The sequence below is a fragment of the Donghicola mangrovi genome, assembly GCF_013377535.1.
Lineage (GTDB): Bacteria > Pseudomonadota > Alphaproteobacteria > Rhodobacterales > Rhodobacteraceae > Donghicola > Donghicola mangrovi.
This window is the reverse complement of the sequence record NZ_JABCJE010000007.1, coordinates 1-26,304: the sequence shown is the minus strand read 5'-3', so window position 1 is coordinate 26,304 and position 26,304 is coordinate 1. Positions and strand designations below refer to the sequence as shown.

Annotated in this window: 30 protein-coding genes and 1 tRNA gene; 19 read left to right on the top strand and 12 right to left on the bottom strand. The window is 61.4% G+C overall.

Features of this window, described 5'->3' with window-relative positions; all coding sequences use genetic code 11:
- The first annotated feature begins 234 nt into the window (after nucleotides 1-234).
- From ffh to trmD, 9 genes are read left to right on the top strand one after another with little or no spacing between them, the layout of a single operon-like run.
- Nucleotides 235-1,755, top strand: coding sequence for a signal recognition particle protein (gene ffh, locus HJ536_RS13995; RefSeq protein ID WP_176855397.1), 1,521 nt, complete (start codon nucleotides 235-237; stop codon nucleotides 1,753-1,755).
- Nucleotides 1,755-2,297, top strand: coding sequence for a GNAT family N-acetyltransferase (locus HJ536_RS13990; RefSeq protein WP_177158197.1), 543 nt, complete (start codon nucleotides 1,755-1,757; stop codon nucleotides 2,295-2,297). The genes ffh and HJ536_RS13990 overlap by 1 nt, the downstream gene beginning before the upstream one ends.
- Nucleotides 2,294-2,908, top strand: a complete 615-nt coding sequence (locus HJ536_RS13985) for a GNAT family N-acetyltransferase (protein ID WP_176855395.1) — start codon at nucleotides 2,294-2,296, stop codon at nucleotides 2,906-2,908. Before HJ536_RS13990 ends, HJ536_RS13985 begins: the two co-directional genes overlap by 4 nt.
- Entirely contained in the window at nucleotides 2,901-3,203 is a 303-nt protein-coding gene (locus HJ536_RS13980) for a chorismate mutase (protein ID WP_176855394.1), read from the top strand. Before HJ536_RS13985 ends, HJ536_RS13980 begins: the two co-directional genes overlap by 8 nt.
- A 52-nt stretch (nucleotides 3,204-3,255) precedes the next feature.
- Nucleotides 3,256-3,618 (top strand): 30S ribosomal protein S16, encoded by a 363-nt coding sequence (gene rpsP, locus HJ536_RS13975; protein WP_176855393.1) that lies wholly within the window; start codon nucleotides 3,256-3,258, stop codon nucleotides 3,616-3,618.
- Between the two features lie 11 nt (nucleotides 3,619-3,629).
- Entirely contained in the window at nucleotides 3,630-4,259 is a 630-nt protein-coding gene (gene bluB, locus HJ536_RS13970) for a 5,6-dimethylbenzimidazole synthase (protein WP_176855392.1), read from the top strand.
- Nucleotides 4,260-4,277: 18 nt separating this feature from the next.
- On the top strand, nucleotides 4,278-4,421 hold the full coding sequence (locus HJ536_RS13965; RefSeq protein ID WP_176855391.1) for a hypothetical protein: 144 nt from the start codon (nucleotides 4,278-4,280) through the stop codon (nucleotides 4,419-4,421).
- Nucleotides 4,418-4,924 carry a ribosome maturation factor RimM gene (gene rimM / locus HJ536_RS13960; protein ID WP_176855390.1) on the top strand — a complete coding sequence of 169 codons (507 nt, stop codon included), beginning with the start codon at nucleotides 4,418-4,420 and terminating at the stop codon, nucleotides 4,922-4,924. Before HJ536_RS13965 ends, rimM begins: the two co-directional genes overlap by 4 nt.
- 9 nt (nucleotides 4,925-4,933) lie before the next feature.
- On the top strand, nucleotides 4,934-5,710 hold the full coding sequence (trmD, locus tag HJ536_RS13955; RefSeq protein WP_177158196.1) for a tRNA (guanosine(37)-N1)-methyltransferase TrmD: 777 nt from the start codon (nucleotides 4,934-4,936) through the stop codon (nucleotides 5,708-5,710).
- 5 nt (nucleotides 5,711-5,715) lie between these two features.
- On the opposite strand, the gene HJ536_RS13950 is transcribed toward trmD, so the two are convergent.
- Together HJ536_RS13950 and HJ536_RS13945 are read right to left on the bottom strand one after the other, a co-directional pair.
- Nucleotides 5,716-5,958: a hypothetical protein gene (locus HJ536_RS13950; protein ID WP_177158195.1), complete on the bottom strand. Its 243-nt coding sequence runs from the start codon at nucleotides 5,956-5,958 to the stop codon at nucleotides 5,716-5,718.
- Complete coding sequence (locus HJ536_RS13945) at nucleotides 5,951-6,343, bottom strand: hypothetical protein (RefSeq protein ID WP_177158194.1); 393 nt, start codon at nucleotides 6,341-6,343, stop codon at nucleotides 5,951-5,953. Before HJ536_RS13945 ends, HJ536_RS13950 begins: the two co-directional genes overlap by 8 nt.
- Before the next feature lie 341 nt (nucleotides 6,344-6,684).
- On the opposite strand from HJ536_RS13945, the gene rplS reads away from it, so the two are divergent.
- Together rplS and rpmE are read left to right on the top strand one after the other, a co-directional pair.
- A complete protein-coding gene (gene rplS, locus HJ536_RS13940; protein ID WP_176855386.1) occupies nucleotides 6,685-7,062 on the top strand; it encodes a 50S ribosomal protein L19 in 378 nt (125 codons plus the stop codon).
- 11 nt (nucleotides 7,063-7,073) lie between these two features.
- Nucleotides 7,074-7,295, top strand: a complete 222-nt coding sequence (rpmE, locus tag HJ536_RS13935; protein ID WP_176855385.1) for a 50S ribosomal protein L31 — start codon at nucleotides 7,074-7,076, stop codon at nucleotides 7,293-7,295.
- Between the two features lie 49 nt (nucleotides 7,296-7,344).
- Here the strand turns inward: rpmE and HJ536_RS13930 are convergent, their stop codons facing one another.
- A complete protein-coding gene (locus HJ536_RS13930) occupies nucleotides 7,345-7,731 on the bottom strand; it encodes a hypothetical protein (RefSeq protein ID WP_177158193.1) in 387 nt (128 codons plus the stop codon).
- Between the two features lie 210 nt (nucleotides 7,732-7,941).
- Between HJ536_RS13930 and HJ536_RS13925 the strand changes: the two genes are divergently transcribed.
- Entirely contained in the window at nucleotides 7,942-8,751 is an 810-nt protein-coding gene (locus HJ536_RS13925) for a division plane positioning ATPase MipZ (RefSeq protein WP_177158192.1), read from the top strand.
- A gap of 108 nt (nucleotides 8,752-8,859) precedes the next feature.
- On the opposite strand, the gene HJ536_RS13920 is transcribed toward HJ536_RS13925, so the two are convergent.
- The 7 genes from HJ536_RS13920 to HJ536_RS13890 form a co-directional block, all read right to left on the bottom strand.
- The gene (locus tag HJ536_RS13920) at nucleotides 8,860-9,342 is read right to left on the bottom strand and encodes an RNA pyrophosphohydrolase (protein ID WP_176855382.1); all 483 of its coding nucleotides are present in this window, start codon (nucleotides 9,340-9,342) and stop codon (nucleotides 8,860-8,862) included.
- Nucleotides 9,342-10,676, bottom strand: a complete 1,335-nt coding sequence (locus HJ536_RS13915) for a S41 family peptidase (protein WP_176855381.1) — start codon at nucleotides 10,674-10,676, stop codon at nucleotides 9,342-9,344. The genes HJ536_RS13920 and HJ536_RS13915 overlap by 1 nt, the downstream gene beginning before the upstream one ends.
- Nucleotides 10,677-10,681: 5 nt before the next feature.
- Nucleotides 10,682-11,803, bottom strand: a complete 1,122-nt coding sequence (locus tag HJ536_RS13910) for a murein hydrolase activator EnvC family protein (RefSeq protein ID WP_177158191.1) — start codon at nucleotides 11,801-11,803, stop codon at nucleotides 10,682-10,684.
- Complete coding sequence (gpmI, locus tag HJ536_RS13905) at nucleotides 11,803-13,320, bottom strand: 2,3-bisphosphoglycerate-independent phosphoglycerate mutase (RefSeq protein ID WP_177158190.1); 1,518 nt, start codon at nucleotides 13,318-13,320, stop codon at nucleotides 11,803-11,805. The genes HJ536_RS13910 and gpmI overlap by 1 nt, the downstream gene beginning before the upstream one ends.
- A gap of 117 nt (nucleotides 13,321-13,437) precedes the next feature.
- Nucleotides 13,438-13,908, bottom strand: coding sequence for a 23S rRNA (pseudouridine(1915)-N(3))-methyltransferase RlmH (gene rlmH, locus HJ536_RS13900; RefSeq protein WP_176855378.1), 471 nt, complete (start codon nucleotides 13,906-13,908; stop codon nucleotides 13,438-13,440).
- A 19-nt stretch (nucleotides 13,909-13,927) separates the two neighbouring features.
- Nucleotides 13,928-14,329, bottom strand: a complete 402-nt coding sequence (rsfS, locus tag HJ536_RS13895) for a ribosome silencing factor (protein ID WP_176855377.1) — start codon at nucleotides 14,327-14,329, stop codon at nucleotides 13,928-13,930.
- Between the two features lie 84 nt (nucleotides 14,330-14,413).
- Nucleotides 14,414-14,611: a hypothetical protein gene (locus HJ536_RS13890; RefSeq protein ID WP_176855376.1), complete on the bottom strand. Its 198-nt coding sequence runs from the start codon at nucleotides 14,609-14,611 to the stop codon at nucleotides 14,414-14,416.
- 218 nt (nucleotides 14,612-14,829) lie between these two features.
- On the opposite strand from HJ536_RS13890, the gene leuC reads away from it, so the two are divergent.
- The 7 genes from leuC (at nucleotide 14,830) to HJ536_RS13855 (ending at nucleotide 21,438) form a co-directional block, all read left to right on the top strand.
- Nucleotides 14,830-16,239, top strand: coding sequence for a 3-isopropylmalate dehydratase large subunit (leuC, locus tag HJ536_RS13885; protein ID WP_176855375.1), 1,410 nt, complete (start codon nucleotides 14,830-14,832; stop codon nucleotides 16,237-16,239).
- Between the two features lie 98 nt (nucleotides 16,240-16,337).
- Complete coding sequence (gene leuD / locus HJ536_RS13880; RefSeq protein ID WP_176855374.1) at nucleotides 16,338-16,943, top strand: 3-isopropylmalate dehydratase small subunit; 606 nt, start codon at nucleotides 16,338-16,340, stop codon at nucleotides 16,941-16,943.
- A gap of 282 nt (nucleotides 16,944-17,225) precedes the next feature.
- Nucleotides 17,226-18,035 carry a hypothetical protein gene (locus tag HJ536_RS13875; protein ID WP_177158189.1) on the top strand — a complete coding sequence of 270 codons (810 nt, stop codon included), beginning with the start codon at nucleotides 17,226-17,228 and terminating at the stop codon, nucleotides 18,033-18,035.
- Complete coding sequence (locus tag HJ536_RS13870; RefSeq protein WP_338082441.1) at nucleotides 18,032-19,075, top strand: endonuclease/exonuclease/phosphatase family protein; 1,044 nt, start codon at nucleotides 18,032-18,034, stop codon at nucleotides 19,073-19,075. Before HJ536_RS13875 ends, HJ536_RS13870 begins: the two co-directional genes overlap by 4 nt.
- 42 nt (nucleotides 19,076-19,117) lie before the next feature.
- Nucleotides 19,118-20,224 (top strand): 3-isopropylmalate dehydrogenase, encoded by a 1,107-nt coding sequence (leuB, locus tag HJ536_RS13865; RefSeq protein WP_176855373.1) that lies wholly within the window; start codon nucleotides 19,118-19,120, stop codon nucleotides 20,222-20,224.
- A gap of 117 nt (nucleotides 20,225-20,341) precedes the next feature.
- Nucleotides 20,342-21,346, top strand: a complete 1,005-nt coding sequence (locus HJ536_RS13860; protein WP_177158188.1) for a DMT family transporter — start codon at nucleotides 20,342-20,344, stop codon at nucleotides 21,344-21,346.
- Between the two features lie 15 nt (nucleotides 21,347-21,361).
- A tRNA-Pro gene (locus HJ536_RS13855) sits at nucleotides 21,362-21,438 on the top strand.
- Nucleotides 21,439-21,488: 50 nt separating this feature from the next.
- Here HJ536_RS13855 and HJ536_RS13850 read toward each other — a convergent pair.
- On the bottom strand, nucleotides 21,489-24,797 hold the full coding sequence (locus tag HJ536_RS13850; protein WP_177158187.1) for an error-prone DNA polymerase: 3,309 nt from the start codon (nucleotides 24,795-24,797) through the stop codon (nucleotides 21,489-21,491).
- Entirely contained in the window at nucleotides 24,794-26,260 is a 1,467-nt protein-coding gene (locus HJ536_RS13845) for a Y-family DNA polymerase (RefSeq protein ID WP_177158186.1), read from the bottom strand. The genes HJ536_RS13850 and HJ536_RS13845 overlap by 4 nt, the downstream gene beginning before the upstream one ends.
- Between the last annotated feature and the right edge of the window lie 44 nt (nucleotides 26,261-26,304).

Genomic DNA, 26,304 nt, shown 5'->3' with positions numbered 1-26,304 from the left:
CTCCGCGGCTTTATAGATGGCGCGCCCCTCCTCCTCGGGGCGCGCCTTTCTTGACTCTGGCGCCTGTTTCAGGCATAGGCGCTGGGAATCCTCCGGAAGTCATGATGCTTCCGGTCCCATGGCTATTGCCGGGATCGCCCTCCATCAGCGCGTTGCGCCCATGGGGGCGCTTGGCGTATGTCGCATCATTGCCTATCTAAGGCGCATTCTTTAACGGTCTTGAAAGGGCTTGGCATGTTCGAAAATCTATCTGAACGCCTTGGCGGAGTCTTCGACCGGCTGACCAAAGCAGGTGCGCTGTCCGAGGACGACGTTAAAACCGCCCTGCGCGAAGTGCGGACCGCACTGCTGGAGGCCGACGTATCGCTGCCCGTCGCACGCGACTTTATCAAAGCAGTCCAGAAAAAAGCGACCGGCGCGTCGGTGACCAAATCGGTGACCCCCGGCCAGCAGGTTGTCAAAATCGTCCACGACGAACTGGTCACCTTTCTAGCGGGCGAAGGCGAGCCCGGTAAGCTCAAGGTCGACAACCCGCCCGCACCGATTCTGATGGTCGGTCTGCAGGGCTCGGGTAAAACCACCACCACCGCGAAACTGGCGAAACGCCTGAAAGAGCGTGAAGGCAAGCGCGTGCTGATGGCCTCGCTCGACGTGAACCGCCCTGCGGCGATGGAACAGCTGGCCATTCTGGGTCAGCAGATCGGCGTCGACACCCTGCCCATCGTCAAGGGCGAAGATCCCGTCACCATCGCCAAGCGCGCCAAGACTCAGGCCGCGATGGGTGGCTATGACGTCTACCTGCTGGATACCGCGGGCCGTCTGCACATCGATCAGGAACTGATCGCACAGGCCGCCGCTGTTCGCGACGTTGCCAACCCCCGCGAAACCCTGCTGGTCGTCGACGGCCTGACCGGTCAGGACGCCGTGAACGTGGCGACCGAATTCGACGACAAGATCGGCGTGACCGGCGTTGTCCTGACCCGTATGGACGGTGACGGTCGCGGCGGTGCGGCTCTGTCGATGCGCGCTGTCACCGGCAAGCCCATCAAGTTCGTCGGCCTTGGCGAAAAGACCGACGCTCTGGAAGAATTCCACCCCGAACGTGTCGCTGGCCGGATCCTCGGCATGGGCGACATCGTCTCGCTGGTCGAAAAGGCGCAGCAAACGCTCGAGGCTGAACAGGCCGAGCGGATGATGAAGCGCATGATGAAGGGTCAGTTCAACATGAACGACCTGAAGAACCAGCTTGAGCAGATGCTCAAGATGGGCGGTATGCAAGGCATGATGTCGATGATGCCCGGCATGGCCAAGATGGCCAAGCAGGTGCAGGAATCGGGCATGGACGACCGCATCATCAAGCGCCAGATCGCCCTGATCAACTCGATGACCAAGCAGGAACGCGCCAACCCCGCCCTGCTGCAAGCCAGCCGCAAAAAGCGTATCGCTGCCGGTGCGGGCCTTGATGTGTCCGAACTGAACAAGCTGCTGAAAATGCACCGCCAGATGGCCGACGTGATGAAAAAGATCAGCCAGAAGGGCGGCAAAGGCATGCTCAAGCAGGCGATCTCGGCCATGCGCGGCAAAGCTCTGCCCGGCATGGAAGGCGATTTCGATCCCGCGTCGATCGATCCCAGCAAAATGGACCCCAAGCAGCTTGAAGCCACCGCGCGCAAGCTGGGGATGGGCGGTCTGCCGGGTCTGGGTGGCATGCCCGGCTTGGGCGGTATGCCCGGCATGTTCGGCAAGAAGAAATAATGACCAAGGCTCCCACCATAACGACTGCGCGCCTGACGCTGCGGGGCTTCGAGCTCGGGGATTTCCCCGTGTTCTCGGCCTTCTATGCGTCCGAGCGGTCGAAATATTGTGGGGGCCCTGCCCACCCCGAAAGCAGCTGGCGGATGCTGGCCTGTGAAATCGGGCACTGGCAGCTGCGCGGCTATGGCCGTTGGGCCGTGACCCTGACCGAAACCGGCGAGCTGATCGGCAACGTTGGCCTCTGGAACCCCGAAGGCTGGCCCGAGCCCGAAATCGGTTGGGACATCTACGAAGGCTTTGAGGGCAAAGGATACGCGACCGAAGCGGCCACCGCTGCCCGCACCCATGCCTATGACGTTCTGGGCTGGGACACCGTTGTCAGCCTGATCATGCCCCCGAACGAGGCCTCGAAAACCGTCGCCCGCAAGATGGGCGCGAAATTCGAGCGCATGTTCGACCACGTGCGCTACGGCCAAGAAGAAATCTGGCGCCACCTCTCTGCTGCCGACCTGATGGACGGCGGAATGGAGGCCTACGCATGAGCCAGTTCACCAGCACCAAAATCCCCGAACTGCGCACCAAGCGCCTGGTTTTGCGCGGCCCCGAGCCGCAGGATTACCCTGACTTCAAAGCGACGTTCAGCAGCTATCGCTCGCGATTTATGGGCGGCCCGCTGAATGCCTATGAGGCGTGGATGCTCTATGCGGCCGAAATCGGTCACTGGGAAATCCGCGGCTATGGCATGTGGATGATCCACGACGCCGAGACCGACGAAACCTACGGCATGGCCGGCGGCTGGAAGCCCGCAGGCTGGCCCGAGGCCGAGATCGCCTGGATCATCTGGCCCCGCGTCGCAGGCCGCGGCATCGCACTCGAGGCCGCCGAACGCGTGCGCCGCTATTTCTACAACGATCTGGGCTGGGAAACCGCCGTCAGCTATCTGGACCCGAAAAACCTCGACTCGATCCGCCTTGCCGAACGGCTTGGCTGCAAAAAGGATCACGAGGCTCCGTCGGTCGATGGCAACGACGTTGTGTATCGCCACCCCACCCCTGCGCAGTGCCGGTCCAGCCAGATTGCGGACGCGATCGCGCAGGAAATCGGTTTCTACCAGAACCCCAATTTCAAACCGGAAGGATGGGCCCTTGACTGACACCGTGACCCGCGCTGCCGAAATCCTAAAAGGCCACCGCGAAAGCATCGACCGTCTGGATGCCATCCTCGTCTATACCTTGGGCGAACGGTTCAAGCACACACAGGCCGTTGGCCGCCTCAAGGCGGAACACGACCTGCCCCCTTCGGATCCCGCACGCGAAGCGACCCAGATCGCCCGCCTCGAGGATCTGGCGATCCAGGCCGACCTCGACCCGGAATTCGCCAAGAAATTCCTGAACTTCATCATTCAGGAAGTGATCAAGCATCACGAAGCCAAACAGAAGGACGCCTGAGCGCGGCCCACTCTGAAAAACAAACAGAAACACCCTCTAAGGAGATACTCCAATGGCAATGAAAATTCGTCTGGCCCGCGGCGGCAGCAAAAAGCGTCCTCACTACGCAGTAGTCGCAGCTGACTCGCGTATGGCACGCGATGGCCGCTTCATCGAGAAGCTGGGCACCTACAACCCCCTTCTGGCAAAAGACGACGAGCGCCGCGTTGTTCTGAACGTCGAGCGCGTTCAGTACTGGCTGGGTCAGGGCGCACAGCCGACCGACCGCGTTGCACGCTTCCTGGAAACCGCTGGCATCGTTGCCAAGAAAGAGCGCGCAAACCTGAAAAAGGGCGAGCCCGGCAAGAAAGCAAAAGAGCGCGCTGAAGAGAAAGCTGCAAAAGCAGCTGAAGCAGCTGAAGCAGCTGCCGAATAATCTCGGCAGTCATGACAGGGTTTTCGGACACCTTCCGGTCAGAGCTGGACCAGCTCATGCGGTGGCGGCGCGACGTGCGCCACTTCCGCACCGATCCGGTGTCCGAAGATCTGTTGGTGGATCTGTTTGGAACCTTTGCTCTGGCACCCTCTGTAGGGCTGTCAGAGCCTTGGCGCCTGATCCGCGTGACCAGCGCCGCGGCCCGTGCTGCGGCGCTGTCCAATTTCCGCGCCGCCAATGCGCAGGCGCTTGACGGCTATTCCGGTGACGACGCGCAAACCTACGCGACGCTCAAACTCTCCGGTATGCAAGAGGCCCCCGTCCAGCTGGCCGTCTTCTGCGACGACAGCACCACCAAGGGCAAAGGCCTTGGCGCGGGCACCATGCCCGAGATGCGCCGATATTCCTGTGTTTCCGCGATCATGCAGTTCTGGCTGGCAGCGCGCGCCCATGGTTTGGGTGTGGGCTGGGTGTCGATCCTTGATCCGCAGCAACTGTGCCGCGACCTCGAGGTGCCCGCTGATTGGGCTCTGGTCGCGTATCTCTGCATCGGGTATCCGACAGAAGATAACATCACCCCCGAGCTGGAGCGCAAAGGCTGGGAGGCCCGCTTGACCGACCTGCCCCTGCAAACCCGCTAACCCCGAAAGAGACCCGCCATGTTCGGCCTGATCCGCCTGCCATTCCTGTTGGCCGTCGCCTTTGTGGCGGGCATGATGTACGAACGATCCGAGAAGGGAAAGCTGTGCGACCAGATCGGCGGCGAAACCCAGAATGGCCTATGTATCATGAGGACGGAATGACCGAACGCGTTCAGGTAGGAACCATCGGCGGCGCATATGGCGTCAAGGGCGAGATCCGGCTCAAGAGCTTTTGCGCGATCCCCGAGGATATCGCCGACTATTCGCCGCTGACCACCGAAGACGGCAGCCGCAGCTTTGACGTGACCATCAGCCGCCAGATCACCAACGGTCTGGCCGCGCGCCTGTCCGGTGTGGACACCAAAGAACAGGCCGACGCCCTGCGTGGCCTCGCGCTCTTTGCGCTGCGCAGCCAGCTGCCCGAAACCGACGAGGACGAATACTACTACACCGACCTGATCGGTCTGGATGTGTTCGACACTGGCGGCAACCCCTTGGGCAAGGTCAAGGCCGTGCAGAACCACGGCGCGACCGACCTGTTGGAAATCTTCGGGCCGGGGCTGAAAACCACCGTGCTCCTTCCCTTTACCAAAGAAGCGGTTCCCACTGTGGACATCGCCTCGGGGCGTGTGATCGTTGATCCGCCCGAGGGCCTCTTGGAATAACGAATACCGATGACTGACGCTCCCAACCGCTCTCATGGTCGCAAGGCCATCCGCATCACGGCCCAACCGCGCGACCTGATGGACCCGAACCCCGAACTGGCGGGGGTCTGGACCGCGCGCGTGATCACCCTGATGCCCGACACCTTTCCGGGCATTTTGGGCGAAAGCCTGACCGGCAAAGCCCTGCGAGAGGGGCGTTGGCAGTTGGAAACCATCAACCTGCGCAGCTACGGCGAGGGCAAGCACAAGAACGTCGACGACACCCCCGCAGGGGGCGGCGCCGGCATGGTCCTGCGCCCCGACGTCGTGGGCCGCGCGGTCGAGGACGCCATGTCCGGCACCCGCGGCAACTGGCCGATCCTCTACATGTCTCCCCGCGGCAAACGCATCGACCAGCAGATGGCCCGCACCCTGTCGGCTTGCGACGGCGTCACCATCCTCTGCGGCCGGTTCGAGGGCGTGGACGAGCGCGTTCTGGAACACTACGGCATTCAGGAGGTCTCTCTGGGGGATTTCGTCATGACCGGAGGCGAGATCGCGGCCTATGCGCTGCTCGACGCCACCGTCCGCCTGCTGCCGGGCGTCCTTGGCAACGCCGAGAGCATCGAAGAAGAGAGCTTTTCCAACGGGATGCTGGAGCACCCCCAATACACCCGCCCCGCCGAGTGGAAAGGCCGCACCATCCCCGACGTCCTGATGTCCGGCCACCACGGCAAAGTGGCCGAATGGCGCAAAGCAGAGTCAGAGCGGATTACTCGGGAGCGACGGCCTGATTTGCTGGAGTAATTCCACTAATTCTTTCTTTTCAAAGAAAGAAAAGCCCCAGCAAAAGCTGTAATCACTGCTCCGATAGGCGCGAGCACGCCGAAAATAACTTCTACGGTAAGGAACCTGTGGAGCAGCACTACAGAGGATAGGGTGCCGAAAGACGATATAAGCGAAACGCTAAGAATCGCTGCTAACTGCAAAGCATATTGCTGACGGAAAGCGTCAAAGAAACTTTCATTTGGACCAGTCTTTTTGAGTCTAAGCATCTTCAACATTTTCCTTGAGCAAGAAGCTCTCTGCTAACATCAACCCTACGCCTAATGCGCATGTTCCCATGCAAGTGCGAGCAAAAGAAAGAACATAAGACGGAGCCGATGGGTTCCTTTGCTGTCCTAAAATTATAATCACTAAGAAGATAAAAAACAGTGCGAAAAAGGATACCATCAACTTGTTCGCACTGACTTCCACGACAATTTGAGAGTTGCGTGTGGAGGAGTTCACGATCAAACCGACAATTATGGCACCGAAGCCGCTAAAGTACAAATTAAGCGATTGATCTGCCAATTCATAAAAATTTTTTTGACCATCAACATAGGTCGCGGACATCGCAGCTAAAGTTACAGCGACGGTCCAGAATAATTTGGCTAGCATCAGTCCTCCGCAGGACGCTTCAAACAACAAGAAACTTCGTAAAGCTATAGGTTGCAAAGTGAGAACTCAATCAATCAAATGTGGCAAGAATAGGGCAGACATCCCCACCCCTTGCCAACCCCAGCAAAACCTGACATATCGCGCGCATTCCGCACGAGTCCGGCCCCAGTGCGATTCCGTCTTCTTCTGACGGGAATCGAGGCCAAAGCTTTTGCTGGATGCTCGAAGTAAAGCTGATCTGACCCTCTGGCGGGCGCTCCGGCGGACCCGATAGAAGACCTAGAGTTCTGAGGCGGCACCAGACCTTTGTGGGTCAACCACAAGCAGTTAGGAGATTTGCGATGGACATTATCGCACAGATCGAAGCGGAGCAGATTGCTGCGCTGGGGAAAACCATCCCCGACTTCAAAGCCGGCGACACCATTCGCGTTGGCTTCAAGGTGACCGAAGGCACCCGTTCGCGCGTTCAGAACTATGAAGGCGTGTGCATCAGCCGCAAGAACGGCAAAGGCATTGCCGGCTCGTTCACCGTTCGCAAAATTTCGTTCGGCGAAGGCGTAGAGCGCGTGTTCCCGCTGTACTCGACCAACATCGAAAGCATCGAAGTTGTTCGTCGCGGCCGCGTCCGTCGTTCGAAGCTGTACTACCTGCGCGCCCGTCGCGGTAAGTCGGCTCGTATCGCCGAAGTCACCAACTACAAAACCAAAAACGACGCATAAGGAGAGTAGTCATGAAAAAAGACATTCACCCCGACTACCACTTCATCACCGTCAAAATGACCGACGGCAGCACCTTCGAAGTCCGTTCGACCTACGGCAAAGAAGGCGACACCCTGTCGCTGGACATCGACCCCACCGTGCACCCCGCATGGACCGGCGGTTCGTCGCGCCTGCTGGACCAGGGCGGCCGCGTCTCGAAGTTCAAAAAGAAATACGAAGGCCTGGGCTTCTAATCCCTGCCATATCGGTTTCGATAGCGCCGCTCCCTCGGGGGCGGCGTTTTCATTTGGTGCGCCGCGCAATCAAATCCGCATAGCTGTCGGGGTCCACAATCCGCAGGGTGTCCAGCGCGCTATGGGCGCGGGCGGTCAGGTCGCTCTTGTGGTGGCGCTTGACCTCGTCGACGTCTGTAACCAGCTTGCGCAACTTCTCGATCTTGTCGTTTTCCTCTCCCTCGAACAGGCCCGCGCGGTCGATCAATTCCAGCAAGGCATTGGAAATCCAACCCAATTGCTGGCCATATCCCGCCACGTCGGTGATGACCTTGGCCTCGATCTCGGGCTTGCCAGAGTAGGAAGGGCTAAAGAATTCGGGCCGGATATCCTGCACGATGTTCCCCGACCAGGGCATCTTGAACAGGCTGTCAAACTGAATGTGGGGCAAATCCATAACGGTAGTCCTTTTTGCAAAACCTATCCGAAATGGTTGCAGCAAAGGGCCAATACGCAAATGCAGGACGCCCTGACTTCCCACACACTCCACGAAAATGTGAAAAATCTGCCCACAGAATCACGCGGACTCTTGCCCAACCCCGCACCGACTAGGCATAAGCATAACTAAAACGATATCCGGTTCCGAAAAAATCAGAGGACACCATATATGGCGCATATCATTGTCGTTGGGAACGAAAAGGGCGGCTCCGGCAAATCGACAACATCGATGCACATCGCCACGGCGCTTGTCCGGCTCGGGTTCAAGGTCGGCGCGCTCGACCTCGACATGCGCCAGAAAAGCTTTGGCCGCTACGCTGAAAACCGCGCCCGTTTTCTGGCCAAGGAAAAGCTGGACCTGCCCAGCCCCAACTACATCGAACTGCCCGAGATCGACCCCGCCTCGATCAAAGAAGGCGAGAATATCTATGACGTGCGCCTGTCCTCTGCCGTCCAGCTGCTCGAGGCTGACAGCGATTTCATCCTGATCGACTGCCCCGGTTCGCACACCCGCCTCAGCCAGATGGCGCACAGCCTCGCGGACACGCTGGTGACCCCACTGAACGACAGCTTCGTGGACTTCGACCTCTTGGCCCGCACCGACGCCGAGGGCGAGAATATCCTTGGCCCGTCGGTCTATTCGGAAATGGTCTGGCACGCCCGCCAGCTGCGCGCCCAGGCCGGCCTGACCCCGATCGACTGGATCGTGGTGCGCAACCGCATCGGCGCCCAGAACATGATCAACAAAAAGAAAATGTCCGCCGCCGTGGACAAGCTCGCCAAACGCATCGGCTTCCGCGTCGCCCCCGGCTTCTCGGAACGCGTGGTCTTCCGCGAACTCTTCCCCAAAGGCCTGACCCTTCTGGACCTCAAGGATATCGGCGTCACCCAGCTTTCGATCTCGAACATCGCCGCCCGCCAAGAGCTGCGCGACCTGATCAAAACCCTGAACCTGCCCGGCGTCAAAGTGAACTTCTAAGACCGCCACAGCCACCAAATGCACAAAGGGCAGACCGGAAATCCGGCCTGCCCTTTCTGCTTTGTCCAAATACTCAAAGGGCGCCGTCACCGGCCACGGGGCCACCCCTCAGATCAAGGGGCCCAGCTCCGCCACAACCTGCTCGTAAACCGCCCGCTTGAACGGCACGATATTGGCGACCAGTTCAGCCGCAGGCAGCCAGCGCCATTCGCTGAACTCGGGGTGCGGGCGATCAATCACGATCGCCGTGTCGGGACCGTTGAACCGCATCAGGAACCACTTCTGCTCCTGTCCGCGATACTTGCCCTTCCAGATCTTCGGCACGATGTCGTGGGGCAGATCATAGGCAATCCAGCCCGCAGTCTCACCGACCACATCCACCATATCCACCGAAATGCCGGTCTCTTCTTCCAGCTCGCGCAGGGCGGCTTCACGCGGGTCTTCACCCTTGTCGATCCCGCCCTGAGGCATCTGCCACGCAGGCACCTCGCTATCCAGCCGCTGACCCACCCAGACCAGACCGTCGGCGTTCACGATCATGACGCCGACGTTCTGACGATAGGGCAGCTTTGCGATGTCCTCGGGGCTCATTACTTCTGTCCCAGAGCCGACATGCCCTTCAGCAGGTCAACCGCATAGGCCAGCTGGTAATCCTCGTCCCGCAGCTTCGCGGCCTCTTCGGCCTTGGCGCGGTCCTCTTCGATCTGGCGGATCTCGTCCTCGGTCAGGCTGTCGTTGGTCAGGCTGCCACGCAGATCGGCCTCGGAACGGGTGCGGTTTGCTGCCGTATCATCCTCTGCCTCGGCATTGACGGCCACACGGGGCTGTTCAACCACGATATCCGGCGACACACCCAGATTCTGGATCGAGCGACCCGACGGCGTGTAATACCGCGCCGTGGTCAGGCGCATCGCGCCGCCACCGCTCAGCGGCATCACCGTCTGGACCGAGCCCTTGCCGAACGACTTGGTGCCCACGATCACCGCGCGGCGGTGATCCTTCAGGGCGCCCGCCACGATTTCCGACGCCGACGCCGAACCACCGTTGATCAGAACGACCACGGGCTTGCCCTCGGCCAGATCACCGGGGGTTGCGTTGAAACGCTCGCCATCCTCGGGGTTACGGCCACGGGTCGAAACGATCTCGCCTTCCTCAAGGAACGCATCCGCCACCAGAATAGCCTGATTCAGCAGACCACCGGGGTTGTTGCGCAGGTCGATCACGACGCCGCTCAGGTTCTCCATTCCGCCCGCTTCTTCGGCGGCCTTCTCCAGACCGTCGCGCAGGTTGTCAAAGGTCTGGTCGTTGAACGTGCTGACGCGCAGAACCACGGCCTCGCCCTCGGTGCGGCTGCGCACGGCGGTCAGGCGGATGGTGTCGCGGATGATCGTCACGTCAAAGGGGTTCTCCTCGCCCTCGCGGACGATGGTCACCTTGATCTCGGAGCCAACCGGCCCGCGCATCTTTTCGACCGCTTCATCCAGCGTCAGGCCAAGCAGGCTCTCGCCATCAACGTGGGTGATAAAGTCGCCGGACAGAACGCCCGCTTCTTCGGCAGGGGTGCCATCCATGGGCGCCACGACCTTGACGAAGCCCTCTTCTTGAGTGACCTCGATGCCCAGACCGCCGAATTCACCGCGGGTCTGAACGCGCATCGCTTCGGCATCCTCGGGGGGCAGATAGCTCGAGTGCGGGTCCAGCGACACCAGCATCCCGTTGATGGCGGCTTCGATCAGCTCACCGGCGTCGACGTCTTCGACATACTGCGCACGAATGCGCTCGAAGATATCGCCGAACAGGTCCAGCTGTTCGTAAACGCTGGTCTGGGTCTTGCCTTCTTGGGCCAGCAGCGGGCCCGCGATCTGGGTCGAAGCCAGAAGCCCCGCAATCGCGCCCCCGCCAACTGCCATCAGAAACTTGCGCATTCGTGTCATTCCTTGTCCGTCTTGAACCATTCGTCGGGATCGACCGGTTCCTGGTTCTCTCTCACTTCGAGATAGAGCGTTTCTGTATTCTGTCCGGTGTCAGCCTGCGTCAGGATTTCTCCCTGTGCAACACCTGCGCCGTGCATCATGCCCAGCGGGTGGCCTGCTGGCAGCACCTGTCCGACCTCACCGTAAACCTGTTCCATGCCCGCAAGCACGAACAGAATGCCGGGGCCGGGTTCGATTATCATCACGTTTCCGTAGTCCAGCAGCGGTCCCAGATAGCGGATCGTGGCCGCAGCGGGGGTGGTGACCAGCGCACCGGGCGCCGTGGCGATCACCCAACCGGGCCGCACAATGCCCGCCGCATCGGGCTGACCGGCCGCCCGCAGGATCGTCCCCTGCACCGGCAGTTCCAGCATCCCGCGCTGTTCGTGCACGTCGGGGCCGCCTTCCAGCTCTTCGCCCGCAACGATTTGTCCCAGATTGTCCGCAAAACTTCCCAGCGATTCAGACGAGGCCACCAGCACCGCCGTCTTCACCGGATCGGCGGTGAACTTGGAGGGCAGGTCCGTCCGGTCGGAAATCGCGGCACTCAGGGCGGTGCGAGCCTCTTGGGCGCCGCGCAAGCCTTCGCGCAGGGTGTCCGCAGCCGTCTGCTGCAGCGCCCGCAGGGTTTTCACCTCGTCCAGATCACGGGCCAAGGAATCCGCCTCCGCCTGCAAGGCGGGCGACACTTCGGACAGGATCATCCCCGCCCGTGCGGTGCCCGTGGGCCCGTCGGGGTGGGTCAGTTGCACCGGCGCAGGACTGCGCCCGATGGTCAGCAAACTGGCCAGCAAATCCGCCACCTGCCCCTGAGCCGAATTCAGCTCCTGCGTCAGGGCCTTTTCCCGAATAGCGGCCTGCCGCAATCCGGTGCGCAAGGCCGCCAGTCCCGCCTCATAGGCCTTGACCGTCTGGGTCAGCGCCGCCACGCGGTCCCGCGCCCCTTGGGCATGGTCCAGCGCCACGGCGGCTTCTTCCAGCAGGCCCTTGGCCCGCAGCGCGGCCGAAGCCGGGTCCTCTTGCGCCACCACAGGCGACGCAAGCAGGCCAAGGCACAGAACGACTGCGCGGCGCATCATCACTTGATCAGGCTCTCGCCGGTCATTTCCGCAGGAACGTCCAGACCCATCAGCTGCAACACGGTCGGCGCCAAGTCAGCCAGACGGCCATCGCGCAGTTCCGCACCCTCGGGGCCGCCCACCAGGATCACCGGCACCAGGTTCAGCGTGTGCGCGGTGTGTGCGCCGCCGGTCTTGGCATCGACCATCACTTCGCAGTTGCCGTGGTCCGCCGTCACGATCATCGCGCCGCCCTTGGCCTCCAGCGCGGCCAGCGCCTCGCCCAGACCGCTGTCCACCGCTTCACAAGCGGCCTTTGCAGCCTCCAGATCGCCGGTGTGGCCGACCATGTCGGGGTTCGCATAGTTCACCACGATCATGTCGTAATCGCCATTGATCGCCTCGACGAACTTGGCGGTCACTTCGGGGGCCGACATTTCAGGCTGCAGATCATAGGTCGCGACCTTGGGCGATTTCGGCATAAACCGGTCTTCGCCCTCTTCGGGGACCTCAACGCCACCGTTCAAGAAGAACGTCACGTGGGGATATTTCTCGGTCTCGGCCAGACGGAACTGCTTCTTGCCCTGCTTGGCGACCCAAGCGCCCAGCGTGTTCACGATCTTGCGCTTGGGGAAAGCGGTGGTCATGTAGTCGTTGTGACCGTCCGAATATTCCACCATGCCCAACAGCGCCGACAGGTTCGGACGCTCGCCAACCTCGAAATCGCTGAAATTCGGTTCACCGATCGCACGCAGGATTTCACGGGCACGGTCCGCGCGGAAGTTCAGGCAGAAGATGCCGTCGCCGTCATGCACGCCCTCGAACCCGCCGATCACGACCGGCTTGATGAATTCGTCCAGAACGTCCTGCTTGTAGCTGTCTTTGATCGCATCGGCGGCGGTTTCGGCCTCAAAGCCCTTGCCGTTGATCATCGCGTCATAGGCCAGCTGCACCCGTTCCCAACGGTTGTCGCGGTCCATCGCATAGTAGCGGCCCGACACAGTGGCGATGAACGCACCCTCGGGCAAACGCTCTTCCAACTCGGCCACGTATTTGTCGGCAGACTTGGGCGCCACATCGCGGCCATCGGTGATCACGTGCATCGCAACGGTCACGCCCGCATCGGTGATCGCCTTGGCGGCGGCCAGCGCGTGCTCGGTATGGCCATGGACACCACCGTCCGAGATCAGACCCATCACGTGAGCCATGCCTGCGGTCTCAGTCACTTTGGTGATAAAGGCCTGCAGCGCCTCGTTTTCATAGAAAGAGCCATCTTCGATCGACAGGTCGATCTGACCCAGATCCATCGCCACCACACGGCCCGCGCCGATGTTGGTGTGACCTACCTCAGAGTTGCCCATCTGGCCGGTCGGCAGACCTGCGTCGGGGCCGTGGGTGATCAGGCGGGCATGGGGGCAGTCGTTCCAGATACGGTCAAAGTTGGGCGTCGCTGCCAGCGCGGGCGCGTTCGCCGGACTGTCATCACTCAGTCCCCAACCATCCAGAATACAAAGAACAACGGGCTTGGGTGCAGTCATGGTGTTACCTCCTAGGCTTGCCCTCTCCTAGCGCAAGGCAAGCGCGGGGTGAACCATCCCTGTATCGGCTAACTGGATTTTTTGGTCAAAAACCGGCCGCAGCCCCACCAAGGGCGCTTATTCGCGGTGATACGGCGCGTTCGACAGGATCGAGGCCGCGCGATACAGCTGCTCGGTCAGCATGACCCGCACCAGCATGTGGGGCCACACCATCTTGCCGAAACTGATCGCGAAATCCGCCTCGGCGCGCAGGGACGGGTCGATCCCGTCCGCCCCGCCAATCACAAAGGCCAAATCCTGCGTGCCCGTGTCACGCCACCCCGCCAGCTTGTCCGCAAAATCGGGCGAGGTCATGAGCTTCCCGCGTTCATCCATGACGACCAGCCGCGCACCACTGGGGATCGCCTTTCGCAGCAGATCCGCCTCGGCGCCCATACCGCGGGACTTCTTGTCCTCGACCTCAATGACCTTCACCGGGCCAAGGCCCAACGCCCGCCCGGTCCGGTCAAATCTGGTCATGTAGTCGTCAATAAGCGTGGCCTCGGGCCCCGACCGCAGTCGGCCCACCACGCATAAATGCACGCGCATCGTCAGTCCCTGAAGGCGATCAGGCCTTGGCCGAACCCGCAGGCAGCCACATCTTTTCCAACTGGTAGAACTCGCGCACTTCGGGACGGAACACGTGAACGATCACGTCACCGGTGTCGATCAGGACCCAGTCACCGCCTTCTTTGCCTTCGATCTTGGAATAGATGCCAAAGGTCTCTTTCAAACGATCGACCAGCTTTTCAGCGATCGACACAACCTGACGGCTCGAACGGCCCGAAGCGATGACCATGTAATCACCGATCGACGAAATACCGCGCAGATCGATCTGCACGACATCTTCTGCCTTGTCATCATCAAGAGAAGTCAGGATACGGGACAAGATTGCTGCGCTTGTCACTTCGATACCACCGACACCATTGGCCGGAGAGTTTTCAGCAGGCTGGGCTGCTTGGTTCGTCATAGTCAGGACTTGGTCCTCCTAAGTATAACGCCGTAAACCCCGACGCCGGGTGTATCTTTAGCCTACCACTTTTATGGCTTTGCCTCAATCGCGCAGGGCGATGGCCCGCGGCGACTCAGTCGGCGCGCCTTCATAACGGGCGATTGATGCATCCGCCACCTCTGGATCGGAAAAATCACCGAACATGTGAAGCCAGCCAAAACCCGCGCCCAAAGACGAAATCAGCAGGATTTGCAGCAGACATAAGGGCTTCTTGAGCAAGGGCACGCGGTAACCGTCCATTCGGGAATCACAAGCCGCGGCCTATAGCACGCGTTCCCCTTGCAGCTAAGCCCTTGGCGCTGTATTTCCACCGGCATGATGGCTTTTTTCGACATGGATGATCGCGCACGCCTGCCGTGGCGCTTCTTCGGTGCGACGCACACCGTTCTCGCCCGCCTATAAGGCGGTCCCGAAGCCATTCACCATCATCAATTGCAAGATATCCACGGGAGAGGACCATGACCGCCCCGAAGACACTCTATGATAAAATCTGGGATGCCCACGTCGCCCACGAGGCCGAGGACGGCACCTGCCTGCTTTATATCGACCGCCACCTGGTTCACGAAGTAACCAGCCCCCAGGCGTTCGAAGGCCTGCGTATGGCCGGTCGCAAGGTTCACGCGCCCGAAAAAACCATCGCGGTTCCCGATCACAACGTCCCCACCACCGAGGGCCGTGAAGATCCGTCGAACATGCCCGAGGACAGCCGCATTCAGGTTGCCGCTCTGGACACCAACGCGAAAGAGTTCGGCATCCACTACTACCCCGTGACCGACGTCCGTCAGGGCATCGTGCACATCGTCGGCCCCGAGCAAGGCTGGACCCTGCCCGGCATGACCGTCGTTTGTGGTGACAGCCACACCGCGACTCACGGTGCGTTCGGCGCGCTGGCCCACGGCATCGGCACTTCGGAAGTGGAACACGTTCTGGCGACCCAGACCCTGATCCAGAAGAAGTCCAAGAACATGAAGGTCGAGATCACCGGCAAACTGCTGCCCGGTGTGACCGCCAAAGACGTTGTTCTGCGCATCATCGCTGAAACCGGCACCGCCGGCGGCACCGGCTATGTGATCGAGTATTGCGGCGAAGCGATCCGCAACCTCTCGATGGAAGGTCGTATGACCATCTGTAACATGGCCATCGAAGGCGGCGCCCGCGCTGGTCTGATCGCACCCGACGAGACCACCTTTGAATACGTCAACGGTCGTCCCCACGCCCCCAAAGGCGCCCAGTGGGAAGCCGCTCTGAACTGGTGGAAGACTCTGTACACCGACGAAGGCGCGCACTTCGACAAGGTGCTGGTCATCGAAGGTGAATCGATCGAGCCCACCGTCACCTGGGGCACCTCGCCCGAGGACGCACTGCCGATCAGCGCCGTCGTTCCCACCCCGTCCGACTTCAAAGGCGGCAAGGTCGAAGCGGCTGCCCGCTCGATCGAGTACATGGGTCTGACCTCGGGCACCCCGCTGACCGACATCGAGATCGACACCGTGTTCATCGGTTCGTGCACCAACGGCCGCATCGAAGACCTGCGCGCCGCTGCCGAGATCCTGAAGGGCCGCAAGGTCAAGGACGGCATCCGTGCGATGATCGTTCCCGGTTCGGGTCTGGTCCGCGCGCAAGCCGAAGAAGAAGGTCTGGCAGACATCTTCCAGGAGGCCGGTTTTGAATGGCGTCTGGCAGGCTGCTCGATGTGCCTTGCGATGAACCCCGACCAGCTGAAGCCGGGCGAGCGTTGCGCAGCAACCTCGAACCGCAACTTCGAAGGTCGTCAGGGCCGCGGTGGCCGCACTCACCTGATGTCGCCCGCGATGGCAGCAGCTGCTGCGATCACCGGCAAGATCACCGACGTGCGTACGCTGGCCTAAGAAATCCCGCCGCCTGCGTCAGGTGGTTATGTATGTACGCAAGCCATACGTGACCCAGACGCAGGCCATACCCACCTTTTTCGGAAGGAAAACAGGATATGGACAAGTTCGAAAAACTCAGCGGGATCGCCGCACCCATGCCGTTGATCAACATCGACACCGATATGATCATCCCCAAGCAGTTCCTGAAAACCATCAAGCGTTCGGGCCTCGGCGTGAACCTGTTCGACGAAATGCGCTATGACGGCGAAGGCAACGAGATCCCCGATTTCGTGCTGAACAAGCCCGCATACCGCGAGTCCGAGATCATCGTCGCCGGTGACAACTTCGGCTGCGGCTCGTCGCGCGAACACGCCCCTTGGGCGATCAAGGATTTCGGCATCAAGTGCGTGATCGCACCCAGCTTTGCCGACATCTTCTTCAACAACTGCTTCAAGAACGGCATCCTGCCCATCGTTCTGCCCCAAGAGCAGGTCGACGTGCTGATGAAGGACGCAGAAAAAGGCGCCAACGCCCGTATGGAAGTGGATCTGGAAGCCCAGACCATCACCACCTCGGACGGCGAAGTCTTTGCCTTCGAAGTTGACGCGTTCCGTAAGCACTGCTTGCTTAACGGTCTCGATGACATCGGCCTGACCATGGAAAAAGCACCTGCAATCGAAGCTTTCGAATCGCAGGCAGCGCAGGCACGTCCTTGGGTCTAAGACCCTGACAAACCACAACATCTAGAAGGGGGTCATTTTATGGCCCCCTTTTTGCTTACAGTTTGATGCAGAATGGCACCAGCTTTTCCCCGAATTCGCCCCAATATGTAAGTAACTTACTTACAGGTATTGAGACCTGATCCAGATGTTGGCAGCATTATGTCAAGATTGAGGCATTCCGCACCATAAGCGGATCAGGTGGGTCAAAAGGCACGGCAAATGATGCCAAGCCCGCCCTGGTAGAGAGGTAGAGCAGTGATCACTCGTTTTGTGAGCGCACTCGTGCGCGCGATATTTGTTGTCCTGCTGATTGCAACCCCGTGGCTGCTGATGCCCGGACCCAATGACAGCGCCCCCATCGTGCTGCTGGTTGCGATCTTTGTCGGGTGGCTCGTGTTCTCGGAATACATGACCGAATACCCCAGCCTGATCGAGTTCCGCGACGCGCCTCCTTATAACCGTCTGCGGTTTGGTGCACTGTTCGCAACCGTTCTGGTGCTGACCCTGATCCAGCGCGGCGTGCAGTATCCCACGCCCATCAGCCAGATTTTTACTTCGATTTCTCATGTGGTTGGCGCCGCGATGGACTTCCCGTTCTCGCCCGTGCGGCTGATGATGCTGACCCTGCCCGAAGGCACCCACAGCGCGGACTATGACCTGCTGCGCCGCACCGCCGGCATCGCCTACCTCATGTCGCTGATTTCGCTGGTTTTCTTCATCTTTATCATGTGGCTCAATGGTTGGCCCCGCCAGAACGGCAGCTTCAATGTCTGGACCAACCTGCCCACCTTTGACCCCACCGGTGGTGGCGATGTGGTGGGCCGCCTGAACCGCGACGCCAATCTTTACGTCGCCTTAGGGTTTCTGCTGCCATTCTTGATCCCGGCGATGCTGAAAATGGCGTCCGGCATCATTGACCCCATCGCTGTCGACCAACCGAAGTCACTGATCTGGACCATCAGCCTATGGGCGTTCATTCCGTCGAGCCTTCTGATGCGGGGCATTGCCACCGCGCGCGTCGCGTCGATGATCGCCGACAAGCGTCGTCGCTCGATGGATCGCGACGCCGAGGATTTGCACGTTTTCGGCTGATTTTACTGGGCTTTCTGGCTTGCCTTGCGGGGCTGGCCAGCGCCGATCCCATCCGCATCGCGACCTATAACACAGAGCTCGGCCGCAAAGGGCCGGGCCTTTTGCTGCGTGCGATCCTGGCCGGCGACGATCCACAGGTCGAGGCTGTGGCCGCCGTCATCGCCCACGCACATCCTGACATCCTGCTGCTTCAGGGAATCGATTACGACCTGCGCGGGCACACGCTGACCGCCTTGGCCGAAGGGCTCGCGCGACACGGCATCGACTACCCCCACCGGTTTGCGGGCCTGCCGAACGCCGGATTGCCGATCGCGGGCACTGATCCGCCACAATTCCACAGCTTCGGACGATTCGCGGGCAGCGGCGGTATGGCGATCCTGTCCCGCTTCCCGATTGAGGCAGAGGAGGCGAGAGATTTCTCGGAGATGCGCTGGCGCGGGCAGGCGTGGACGGTCCCGCCCGACATGGCCCACCCCGACCAGCGCCTCTCGACCATGGGTCACTGGGACGTGCCTGTGCGCCTCCCGACCGGAGTGCTTCACCTCTTGGCCTTTCACGCCACCCCACCGGTGTTCGACAGCCCGCAGGATGAAAACGGCCTGCGTAACGGCAACGAGATTGCGTTCTGGCAGCACTATCTGGACGGGGATTACGGCCCTGCGCCGGAACGTTTTGTTATCCTTGGGGATTTCAACAACGACCCCGAATTGGGAGAGGGGGTGAAGCCCCCCTTGCGCGCTCTGCTGGCTGACACCCGCCTGCGTGATCCCACGCCGAATACCCCCACCGTGGACTGGTCCGGTCTGGGTCTGCCCCCGATGCGCGTCAGCTATGTTTTACCCGACAAATCGACCCGTGTGACCGGCAGCGGTACGGTCTGGCCGCCCCCCGATGATCCCCTGTTACAGACGGTTAATTCCGCCAGTCGACATCGTTTGGTGTGGGCCGACATCGTTCTGCCCCCCCCGACGCAAGAAAACCTCTCGAAGCCTGCAAAACAACGCGTCCGGTTCCTTGACCCCCATCGCGCCAATCGGTAGGCCATCTGGCAAATCTTGGGACATTCAAAAGGACCAACGCCAATGAGCAATCCTTCGCTTCTTATCCTTGCCGGCGACGGCATCGGCCCCGAAGTCATGGGCCAGGTACGCCGCATCATCGACTGGTTCGGTGACAAGCGCGACCTGAAAATCGACGTGAGCGAGGATCTCGTCGGTGGCGCGGCTTACGACGTGCACGGCACCCCGCTGCACGACGACACCATGGCGAAGGCTCAGGAAGTCGACGCGGTTCTGCTGGGTGCCGTTGGCGGCCCCAAGTACGACGTTCTGGACTTCTCGGTGAAGCCCGAGCGTGGCCTGCTGCGCCTGCGCAAGGAAATGGACCTCTACGCCAACCTGCGCCCCGCACAGTGCTTTGACGCGCTGGCCGACTTCAGCTCGCTGAAGCGTGACGTGGTTGCTGGCCTCGACATCATGATCGTGCGCGAACTGACCTCGGGCATCTACTTTGGCGAGCCCCGCGGTATCATCACCGAAGGCAACGAGCGCGTGGGCATCAACACCCAGCGTTACACCGAATCGGAAATCGCACGCGTCGCACGCTCGGCGTTCGAACTGGCCCGCCGCCGTGGCAACAAGGTCTGCTCGATGGAGAAGGCCAACGTAATGGAATCGGGCATCCTGTGGCGCGAAGTCGTCCAGAAGGTCCACGACGAAGAATACCCCGATGTGGAACTGTCGCACATGTACGCCGACGCAGGCGCCATGCAGCTCTGCCGCTGGCCCAAGCAGTTCGACGTCATCGTGACCGACAACCTGTTCGGCGACCTGCTGTCGGACGCGGCGGCGATGCTGACCGGCTCGCTGGGTATGCTGCCGTCGGCGTCGCTGGGTGCCCCCATGGCAAACGGCCGCCCCAAAGCCATGTACGAGCCCGTACACGGTTCGGCCCCCGATATCGCTGGCCAGAACAAGGCAAACCCGATCGCCTGCATCCTGTCGTTCGCAATGGCCCTGCGCTACAGCTTCGACCAAGGCGCTGAGGCCGATCGTCTGGAAGCAGCGGTTGCCAAGGTTCTGGAAGACGGCGTGCGCACCGCTGACCTCTTGGGTGAAGAGGGCGTAGAGCCCGTCACCACCGTTGGCATGGGCGACGCGGTTCTGGCAGCGCTGGACGCCAGCCTCTAATCGGTTCGCAAGATCACGAATGCATGAGGGGGCCCTTGCGGCCCCCTTTCTTTTTCGGTTCATGGGAATAAGGTCAGTAGTGCCCCCATAATTTCCGAATACCCCTAGGAGAGCCCCATGCCGAATTCTCCGCTTCCGGCACAGTCGAACATCAAAGGCGCGGTCTTTGCGCTGATGGGCTTTGCGTTCTATGCGCTGCATGACGTTTTAGTCAAAGTATTGGGGGCGCATCACCACCCCTTCCAGATCGTGTTTTTCAGCGTTCTGCTCAGTTTTCCGTTCCTGACTGTCGTGCTGATCCAGCGCAAGGAGCCTGCCTCGCTTCGCGCAGTGAAGCCCGCGTGGACCTATGCGCGAACGGTGGCCGTGGTGTTTACCGGCGTGTGTGCGTTCTATGCGTTTTCTGTTCTGCCGCTGGCCCAGGTCTATGCGATGATCTTTGCGACGCCGCTGCTGATCACCATTCTGTCGATCCCCGTTCTGGGGGAAAATGTCGGCCCGCGCCGTTGGGCCGCTGTGGTAGTCGGCCTGATCGGGGTGATCGTGGTGCTGCGGCCCGGCTCGTCCGAGATCACCTTGGGGCACCTTGCCGCGTTGGGGTCTGCGGTGGGCGGGTCCTTTGTGGCCATCATCGTGCGCCGCATCGGGTCCGAGGAAAGCAGCATGGTCCTGCTCCTCTATCCGCTGATCGCGAACGTGCTGCTGATGGGCGCGCTGATCCCGCTGGAATACCGCCCGATGGAGCTGTGGGAACTGGGTACCGTGGCCGCTGTGGCGCTGCTTTCCTTGCTGGGGATGACCTTCATGATCCGCGCCTACAAGACCGGCGAGGCCGGTATCGTGGCCCCCATGCAGTACAGCCAGATGCTGTGGGCTATCTTCTACGGCTACATGTTTTTCAACGAATATCTGGACGTTTACACCATGGTTGGCGCGGGAATCATCATCGCCAGCGGGGTGTACATCGTGGTCCGCGAGGGCTCGAAAAAGGACACCGTGGCGCCGGTCACCAACACCGCCGTCCGCTTCGAAACCGGCACGACCCCGCGCTACACACTTTTATTCCTGCGCAAAGGCAAGAAACGTCAAAGCACCCTTGCCAAGGAAGACGGAGTCCGGTAATCGGCACGGCACGGTCGGAGTGTAGCTCAGCCTGGTAGAGCACTGTCTTCGGGAGGCAGGGGCCGGAGGTTCGAATCCTCTCACTCCGACCAATAAAACAAGGCGCCCCTTCGGGCGCCTTTGTTCTTTTCCAGACCTCGCATCAATGAAAATCACGACTGGGGAACAGGCGTTTGGCCTGCTCGCGCGGGTGACGTGCAGAGGGGCTGATGCGGGTCTCGCGCGGGGTTTCGTCGGCTTGGGGCAGCGTATCGCCGACCACGCCCTCCATCGGGTGGCCCAGTTCGGACAGGCGGTGGGACAGGTCGTCGATCCGGTCCGCAATCAGGTGGGTCACGATGCCTTCGCGCTCGATCCGGCCGGTCACCCGCAAGAGCCGCCCCGCCATCACCGCCTTGCGGTAGCGTTCGTACATCTTGGGCCAGACCACCACGTTGGACACGCCGGTTTCATCCTCGAGCGTCAGGAACACCACCCCCGAGGCCGTCCCCGGCCGCTGCCGCGTTATCACCAACCCGCACACCGTCAGGTATTTCAGGTCGGTCTTGGGCAGCTGGTCGTTGGGCGTCAGGTCGGGGATCGTGGGGCGGATCAGCTCCATCGGGTGGGCGCGCAGGGTCAACCGCATCGAGACGTAATCCTCGACCACCTCTTCGCCCAAGTGCATCGCGGGCAGGATCACGTCGGGCTCGAACAGGCCCTCTCCGTCCATCGGGTCCGCGAACAGGGGCAAGGGTTTGGGCGCGCGGATTGCCTTGATCTTCCACAGGGCGTCGCGGCGCGTCAGGCCCATACTGGTATAGGCGTCGGCCTCGGCCAGCCGTTCCAGCACCTTGGGGGACAGGCCCGCGCGCATCCACAGGCTTTGCGGATCGGGATAGCCGTTGCCCCGCGCCGACGAAATCCATTGCGCGTCATCCTTGCGCAGGCCCTTGATCTGCCGGAACCCCAGCCGCAAAGCCCACCGCCCGTCCGAGCGCCGCTCCAGCGTGTTGTCCCATTCGCTGTTGTTGACGCAGACGGGGCGCACCTCGACCCCGTGTTCGCGCACATCCCGCACGATCTGCGCGGGAGCATAGAACCCCATCGGCTGCGAGTTCAGCAGCGCACAACCAAAGATCGCGGGGTAATGGCATTTCAGCCACGACGACACATAGGTCAACATGGCAAAGGCGGCGGCGTGGCTTTCGGGGAAGCCATAATCCGCGAACCCCTCGATCTGGGAAAAGCACGCCTCGGCCACGTCCAGCGCATAGCCGTTGTCCTGCATCCCCTTCAGGAACCGCTCGCGGTGTTGGCCGATCGTCCCCATCCGCCGGAACGAGGCCAGAGACCGCCGCAGGTGGTCCGCCTCTTCGGCGGTGTAGCCGGCCCCGACTACGGCGATCTGCATGGCTTGTTCCTGAAACAGCGGCACCCCCAGCGTTTTGCGCGTGACCTCCTCTAGCGCGGGACCAAAGGGTTCGGGCCGTTCCAGCCCCTGACGGCGGCGGACATAGGGTTTGACCATCCCGCCCTGAATGGGGCCGGGCCGGACGATGGCGACCTCGATCACCAGATCATAGAAGGTCGCCGGCTTCATCCGCGGCAAGAAGTTCATCTGCGCGCGGCTTTCCACCTGAAACACCCCCACCGCGTCGGCCTTTTGCAGCATGGCATAGGTCGCGGGGTCCTCTTGGGGGATGGTGTCGATGGTCAGGCGGGTGCCCTCCTTTTCCTCTAGCAGGGCCAAGCATTTGCGGATGCAGGTCAGCATCCCCAAGCTCAGGATATCGACCTTGAGGATGTTGAGCGTGTCGATGTCGTCCTTGTCCCACTCGATGACGGTGCGCCCCTCCATCGCGGCATTCTCGATGGGGCACATTTCATCGAGCCGCCCGTTTGTGATGACAAAGCCGCCCACATGCTGGGACAGATGGCGGGGAAAGCCGATCAGCTCGCCGATCAGACGCAAGGTCTGGGACAGGCGGCGTTCCTCGGGGTGCAGGCCCAGTTCGCGGATGCGGTCGGTGTCGGTCCCCTTGTTCGTTTGCCCCCAGATCTGGCCGGAAATCGCAGCGGTCAGGTCGGCGCTCAGGCCCATGACTTTGCCGACCTCGCGGATGGCGGCGCGGGTGCGGAAATGGATCACGGTGGCGCACAGGCCCGCCCGATGGCGACCGTAGCGGTCATAGATCCACTGGATGATTTCCTCGCGCCGTTCGTGTTCGAAATCCACGTCGATATCCGGCGGCTCGCCCCTGTGGCGCGAGATAAAGCGTTCCACCACCATGCCGATCATGTCAGGCGACACGTCCGTGATCCCCAAGAGATAACAGATGATCGAGTTCGCCGCCGACCCCCGCCCCTGACACAAGATACCGCGCCGCCGCGCCTCTTGGACGATGTCGTGGACGGTCAGGAAATAGGCGGCATAGTTCAGGTCCGCGACCAGGGTCAGTTCCTTTTCCAGCAGGGTGTGCACGCGGTCAGATGCGCCATCAGGATAGCGCCGGATCAACCCCTCTCGGGCCAAACGTTCCAGTCGCTGCTGGGGGCGCTCGCCATTGGCGATTTCGTCGGGATAGTCATAGGACAGCTCGGACAGATCAAAGCTGCACCGCGCGGCCACCTCGAGCGTGCGGCGCAAGGCAGCGGGGTGGTTGCGGAACAGGCGGGCCATATCCTCGGCCCCCTTCAGGCGGCGTTCGGCATTGGGCAAGGCGCGGCGACCGATCTGGTCGATCATGATCCCTTCGCGCAGGCAAGTCAGCACGTCGGCCAACTGGCGCCGCGCCGCACGGTGCATCAGCACATCCCCTACCGCTACCATCGGGGTCGAGGCCCGCAGCGCCAGCGCCGCGCACCGGTCGAACCACAGCTGGTCCGTCCCATCATAACGTGGCACCGCCCCCAGAAAGACAAACCCCGGAAAGCGCCGCTGCATCCGCTGGATCGGCCCCAAGGCCGCCGCCAGATCATCGGGGGGCAGAGCGATCAGGATCATCCCCTGACACCATTCCTCTAGGTCCGGCAGGTCCAGCAGGCACTCGGCCTTGGTCGCGCGGCGTTTGCCCAAGGTCAGCAGCCGCGACAGCCGTTGATAGGCGGGCAAATCTGTGGGCAGGGCCACCCATTCCACCGGCCCGTCGCGCAGCACCAGTCGTGCCCCCACGATCAGCCGCGGCAGTTGCGCCCCCCTTGGCACGGGCAGATCGACGGGCAACCCCACCTCTTGGCGCGAGCAACTGTCCACCTGATGGGTCGACCGGATGCGCAGGGCTTCTTCGGCCTCTTTTCGCATGTTGCGCAGGGCCGTGTAGGCCCGCACCACCCCCGCCAACGAATTCCGGTCGGTAATGGCAATCGCCTCAAGCCCCAGTTCAGCGGCCCGCAGCATCAGCTCTTCCGGGTGGGAGGCCCCCTTGAGGAACGTAAAATTCGAGGTCACGCACAGTTCGGCATAGCTCATGCGAATTCTCCTTCGATGTACCAACCGGGGGATTGGGGGGTGTAAAACATCCATAAACGGGGGCCTTGGCGGGTCTGAACGCGCCAGTAATCACGCACGCCCGTGCGCCAGTTCTGATCCTCGAACCACCATTCGGGGGCGATGCGTTCGGGCCCCTCGGCCCATTGGGGGGACAGGCGCATCCCCCGCCATCTGAAGCTGTCGGGCAGCGCGGGGGTATCGGCAAAGGCGGGCTCTGGCGGGAACAGATTGACGGGGCGGGGCAGCAGATCGGTCCAAGCCGCCTCCGGCTGGCTGAATGCAAACGGCGAGACCGAGAACCCGCGCTCCGGAACGTGGCTATCCGCAGGCAGAAAGCGCAGCACATTCTCCAAGTCCAGCCGCGTCCCGAGGCTGGTGACTAACAGAGGCAGCATTTCCCCTTCGGTCGAGGCAGCGTCAAAACCCGGCTGATGGACGGGCAGATGCAAGACCTGCGTCGCCTCAAGCCGCAGCTGATCGATCCCGTAACCGGCGTCCACCTCTTCGACGCCCTTCTTGAACAGGGGCAGAATGCGAGCCGGATCGCGCATCGGGGCGGCGAGGCGCAGTTCGATCTGTTGGCTGTCCATATCGACGCGGCGGATGGTCAACAGGATCACACGCGCGCCGGCTTCGTTTGCTTTGAGCTTGTCACAGAGGGGCTGCAGCAGCCGCTCGATCCCGTGCATGACATCGTCATCGGTTCCGATGGGTTCTGGCAAGGACAGCCGCATCCCGTAATGGGGCGGATCGGGTTCGTGGTGCACCGGCTCTGGCATGTGGCCGAGCACTTGATCCAGGCGGCAGAGCAGATGGGTTCCAAACCGGTTCGCAACCGGCGCTCTTGGTTTCGCGGCTAGGTCTGCGATTGTCCTGATGCCGATGCGCCGTAGGGTCACAGCCAGGTCCGGATCAATCCGCAGCGCCTCGATTGGCAGGTTTGGAATATCGGCCTCTGGCCAGCCCTCACCATAATGGGCCATCGCCCAAGCGGCGGCCCTGGTCCCCGCAACAGCGCACTTCACGGACAAGCCCACACGGCGGAGGTGCTTGCGGATATCCCCGAGCATCTGTGTTTCGCCGCCCCACAAGTGTGCGGCTCCGGTGATATCCAGCGTTAACCCATCGTGGCCATCAATTGCGACGGTCGGGCAATAGCGCATCGCCCACCGACGGATGGTTTCCAAAAACCGGGCGTCACTCACCGGGTCTGCCGGGGCGCTCAGTAGGCCCGGGCAAAAGCTTTGTGCGTTACCGAGTGTCATGCCGAGACGGATGTCCGCGTTCTCGGCCTGCTGGTTTCGGCAATAGATGAGGTTAGTGTTGTTCTTTTTAAACGCGATGACGAAGGGAGCTTTTGTCGGGCACAGCCGTAGAATGCGGTCGCTTGGCAACCGGTTCAACCAGAGAGCAATGTGCCTTTCGCGTGATCTAAGAACCATGTCCGAGTCATATGTTCGCCTTTTGTTCTTATAGCAAAAGTGAA

Coding starts and splice junctions, on each gene's coding strand:
- ffh (WP_176855397.1), top strand. CDS start 235: ATGTTCGAAAATCTATCTGAACGCCTTGGCGGAGTCTTCGACCGGCTG.
- HJ536_RS13990 (WP_177158197.1), top strand. CDS start 1,755: ATGACCAAGGCTCCCACCATAACGACTGCGCGCCTGACGCTGCGGGGC.
- HJ536_RS13985 (WP_176855395.1), top strand. CDS start 2,294: ATGAGCCAGTTCACCAGCACCAAAATCCCCGAACTGCGCACCAAGCGC.
- rpsP (WP_176855393.1), top strand. CDS start 3,256: ATGGCAATGAAAATTCGTCTGGCCCGCGGCGGCAGCAAAAAGCGTCCT.
- bluB (WP_176855392.1), top strand. CDS start 3,630: ATGACAGGGTTTTCGGACACCTTCCGGTCAGAGCTGGACCAGCTCATG.
- HJ536_RS13965 (WP_176855391.1), top strand. CDS start 4,278: ATGTTCGGCCTGATCCGCCTGCCATTCCTGTTGGCCGTCGCCTTTGTG.
- rimM (WP_176855390.1), top strand. CDS start 4,418: ATGACCGAACGCGTTCAGGTAGGAACCATCGGCGGCGCATATGGCGTC.
- trmD (WP_177158196.1), top strand. CDS start 4,934: ATGACTGACGCTCCCAACCGCTCTCATGGTCGCAAGGCCATCCGCATC.
- HJ536_RS13950 (WP_177158195.1), bottom strand. CDS start 5,958: ATGCTTAGACTCAAAAAGACTGGTCCAAATGAAAGTTTCTTTGACGCT.
- HJ536_RS13945 (WP_177158194.1), bottom strand. CDS start 6,343: ATGCTAGCCAAATTATTCTGGACCGTCGCTGTAACTTTAGCTGCGATG.
- rplS (WP_176855386.1), top strand. CDS start 6,685: ATGGACATTATCGCACAGATCGAAGCGGAGCAGATTGCTGCGCTGGGG.
- rpmE (WP_176855385.1), top strand. CDS start 7,074: ATGAAAAAAGACATTCACCCCGACTACCACTTCATCACCGTCAAAATG.
- HJ536_RS13930 (WP_177158193.1), bottom strand. CDS start 7,731: ATGGATTTGCCCCACATTCAGTTTGACAGCCTGTTCAAGATGCCCTGG.
- HJ536_RS13925 (WP_177158192.1), top strand. CDS start 7,942: ATGGCGCATATCATTGTCGTTGGGAACGAAAAGGGCGGCTCCGGCAAA.
- HJ536_RS13920 (WP_176855382.1), bottom strand. CDS start 9,342: ATGAGCCCCGAGGACATCGCAAAGCTGCCCTATCGTCAGAACGTCGGC.
- HJ536_RS13915 (WP_176855381.1), bottom strand. CDS start 10,676: ATGCGCAAGTTTCTGATGGCAGTTGGCGGGGGCGCGATTGCGGGGCTT.
- HJ536_RS13910 (WP_177158191.1), bottom strand. CDS start 11,803: ATGATGCGCCGCGCAGTCGTTCTGTGCCTTGGCCTGCTTGCGTCGCCT.
- gpmI (WP_177158190.1), bottom strand. CDS start 13,320: ATGACTGCACCCAAGCCCGTTGTTCTTTGTATTCTGGATGGTTGGGGA.
- rlmH (WP_176855378.1), bottom strand. CDS start 13,908: ATGCGCGTGCATTTATGCGTGGTGGGCCGACTGCGGTCGGGGCCCGAG.
- rsfS (WP_176855377.1), bottom strand. CDS start 14,329: ATGACGAACCAAGCAGCCCAGCCTGCTGAAAACTCTCCGGCCAATGGT.
- HJ536_RS13890 (WP_176855376.1), bottom strand. CDS start 14,611: ATGGACGGTTACCGCGTGCCCTTGCTCAAGAAGCCCTTATGTCTGCTG.
- leuC (WP_176855375.1), top strand. CDS start 14,830: ATGACCGCCCCGAAGACACTCTATGATAAAATCTGGGATGCCCACGTC.
- leuD (WP_176855374.1), top strand. CDS start 16,338: ATGGACAAGTTCGAAAAACTCAGCGGGATCGCCGCACCCATGCCGTTG.
- leuB (WP_176855373.1), top strand. CDS start 19,118: ATGAGCAATCCTTCGCTTCTTATCCTTGCCGGCGACGGCATCGGCCCC.
- HJ536_RS13860 (WP_177158188.1), top strand. CDS start 20,342: ATGCCGAATTCTCCGCTTCCGGCACAGTCGAACATCAAAGGCGCGGTC.
- HJ536_RS13850 (WP_177158187.1), bottom strand. CDS start 24,797: ATGAGCTATGCCGAACTGTGCGTGACCTCGAATTTTACGTTCCTCAAG.
- HJ536_RS13845 (WP_177158186.1), bottom strand. CDS start 26,260: ATGGTTCTTAGATCACGCGAAAGGCACATTGCTCTCTGGTTGAACCGG.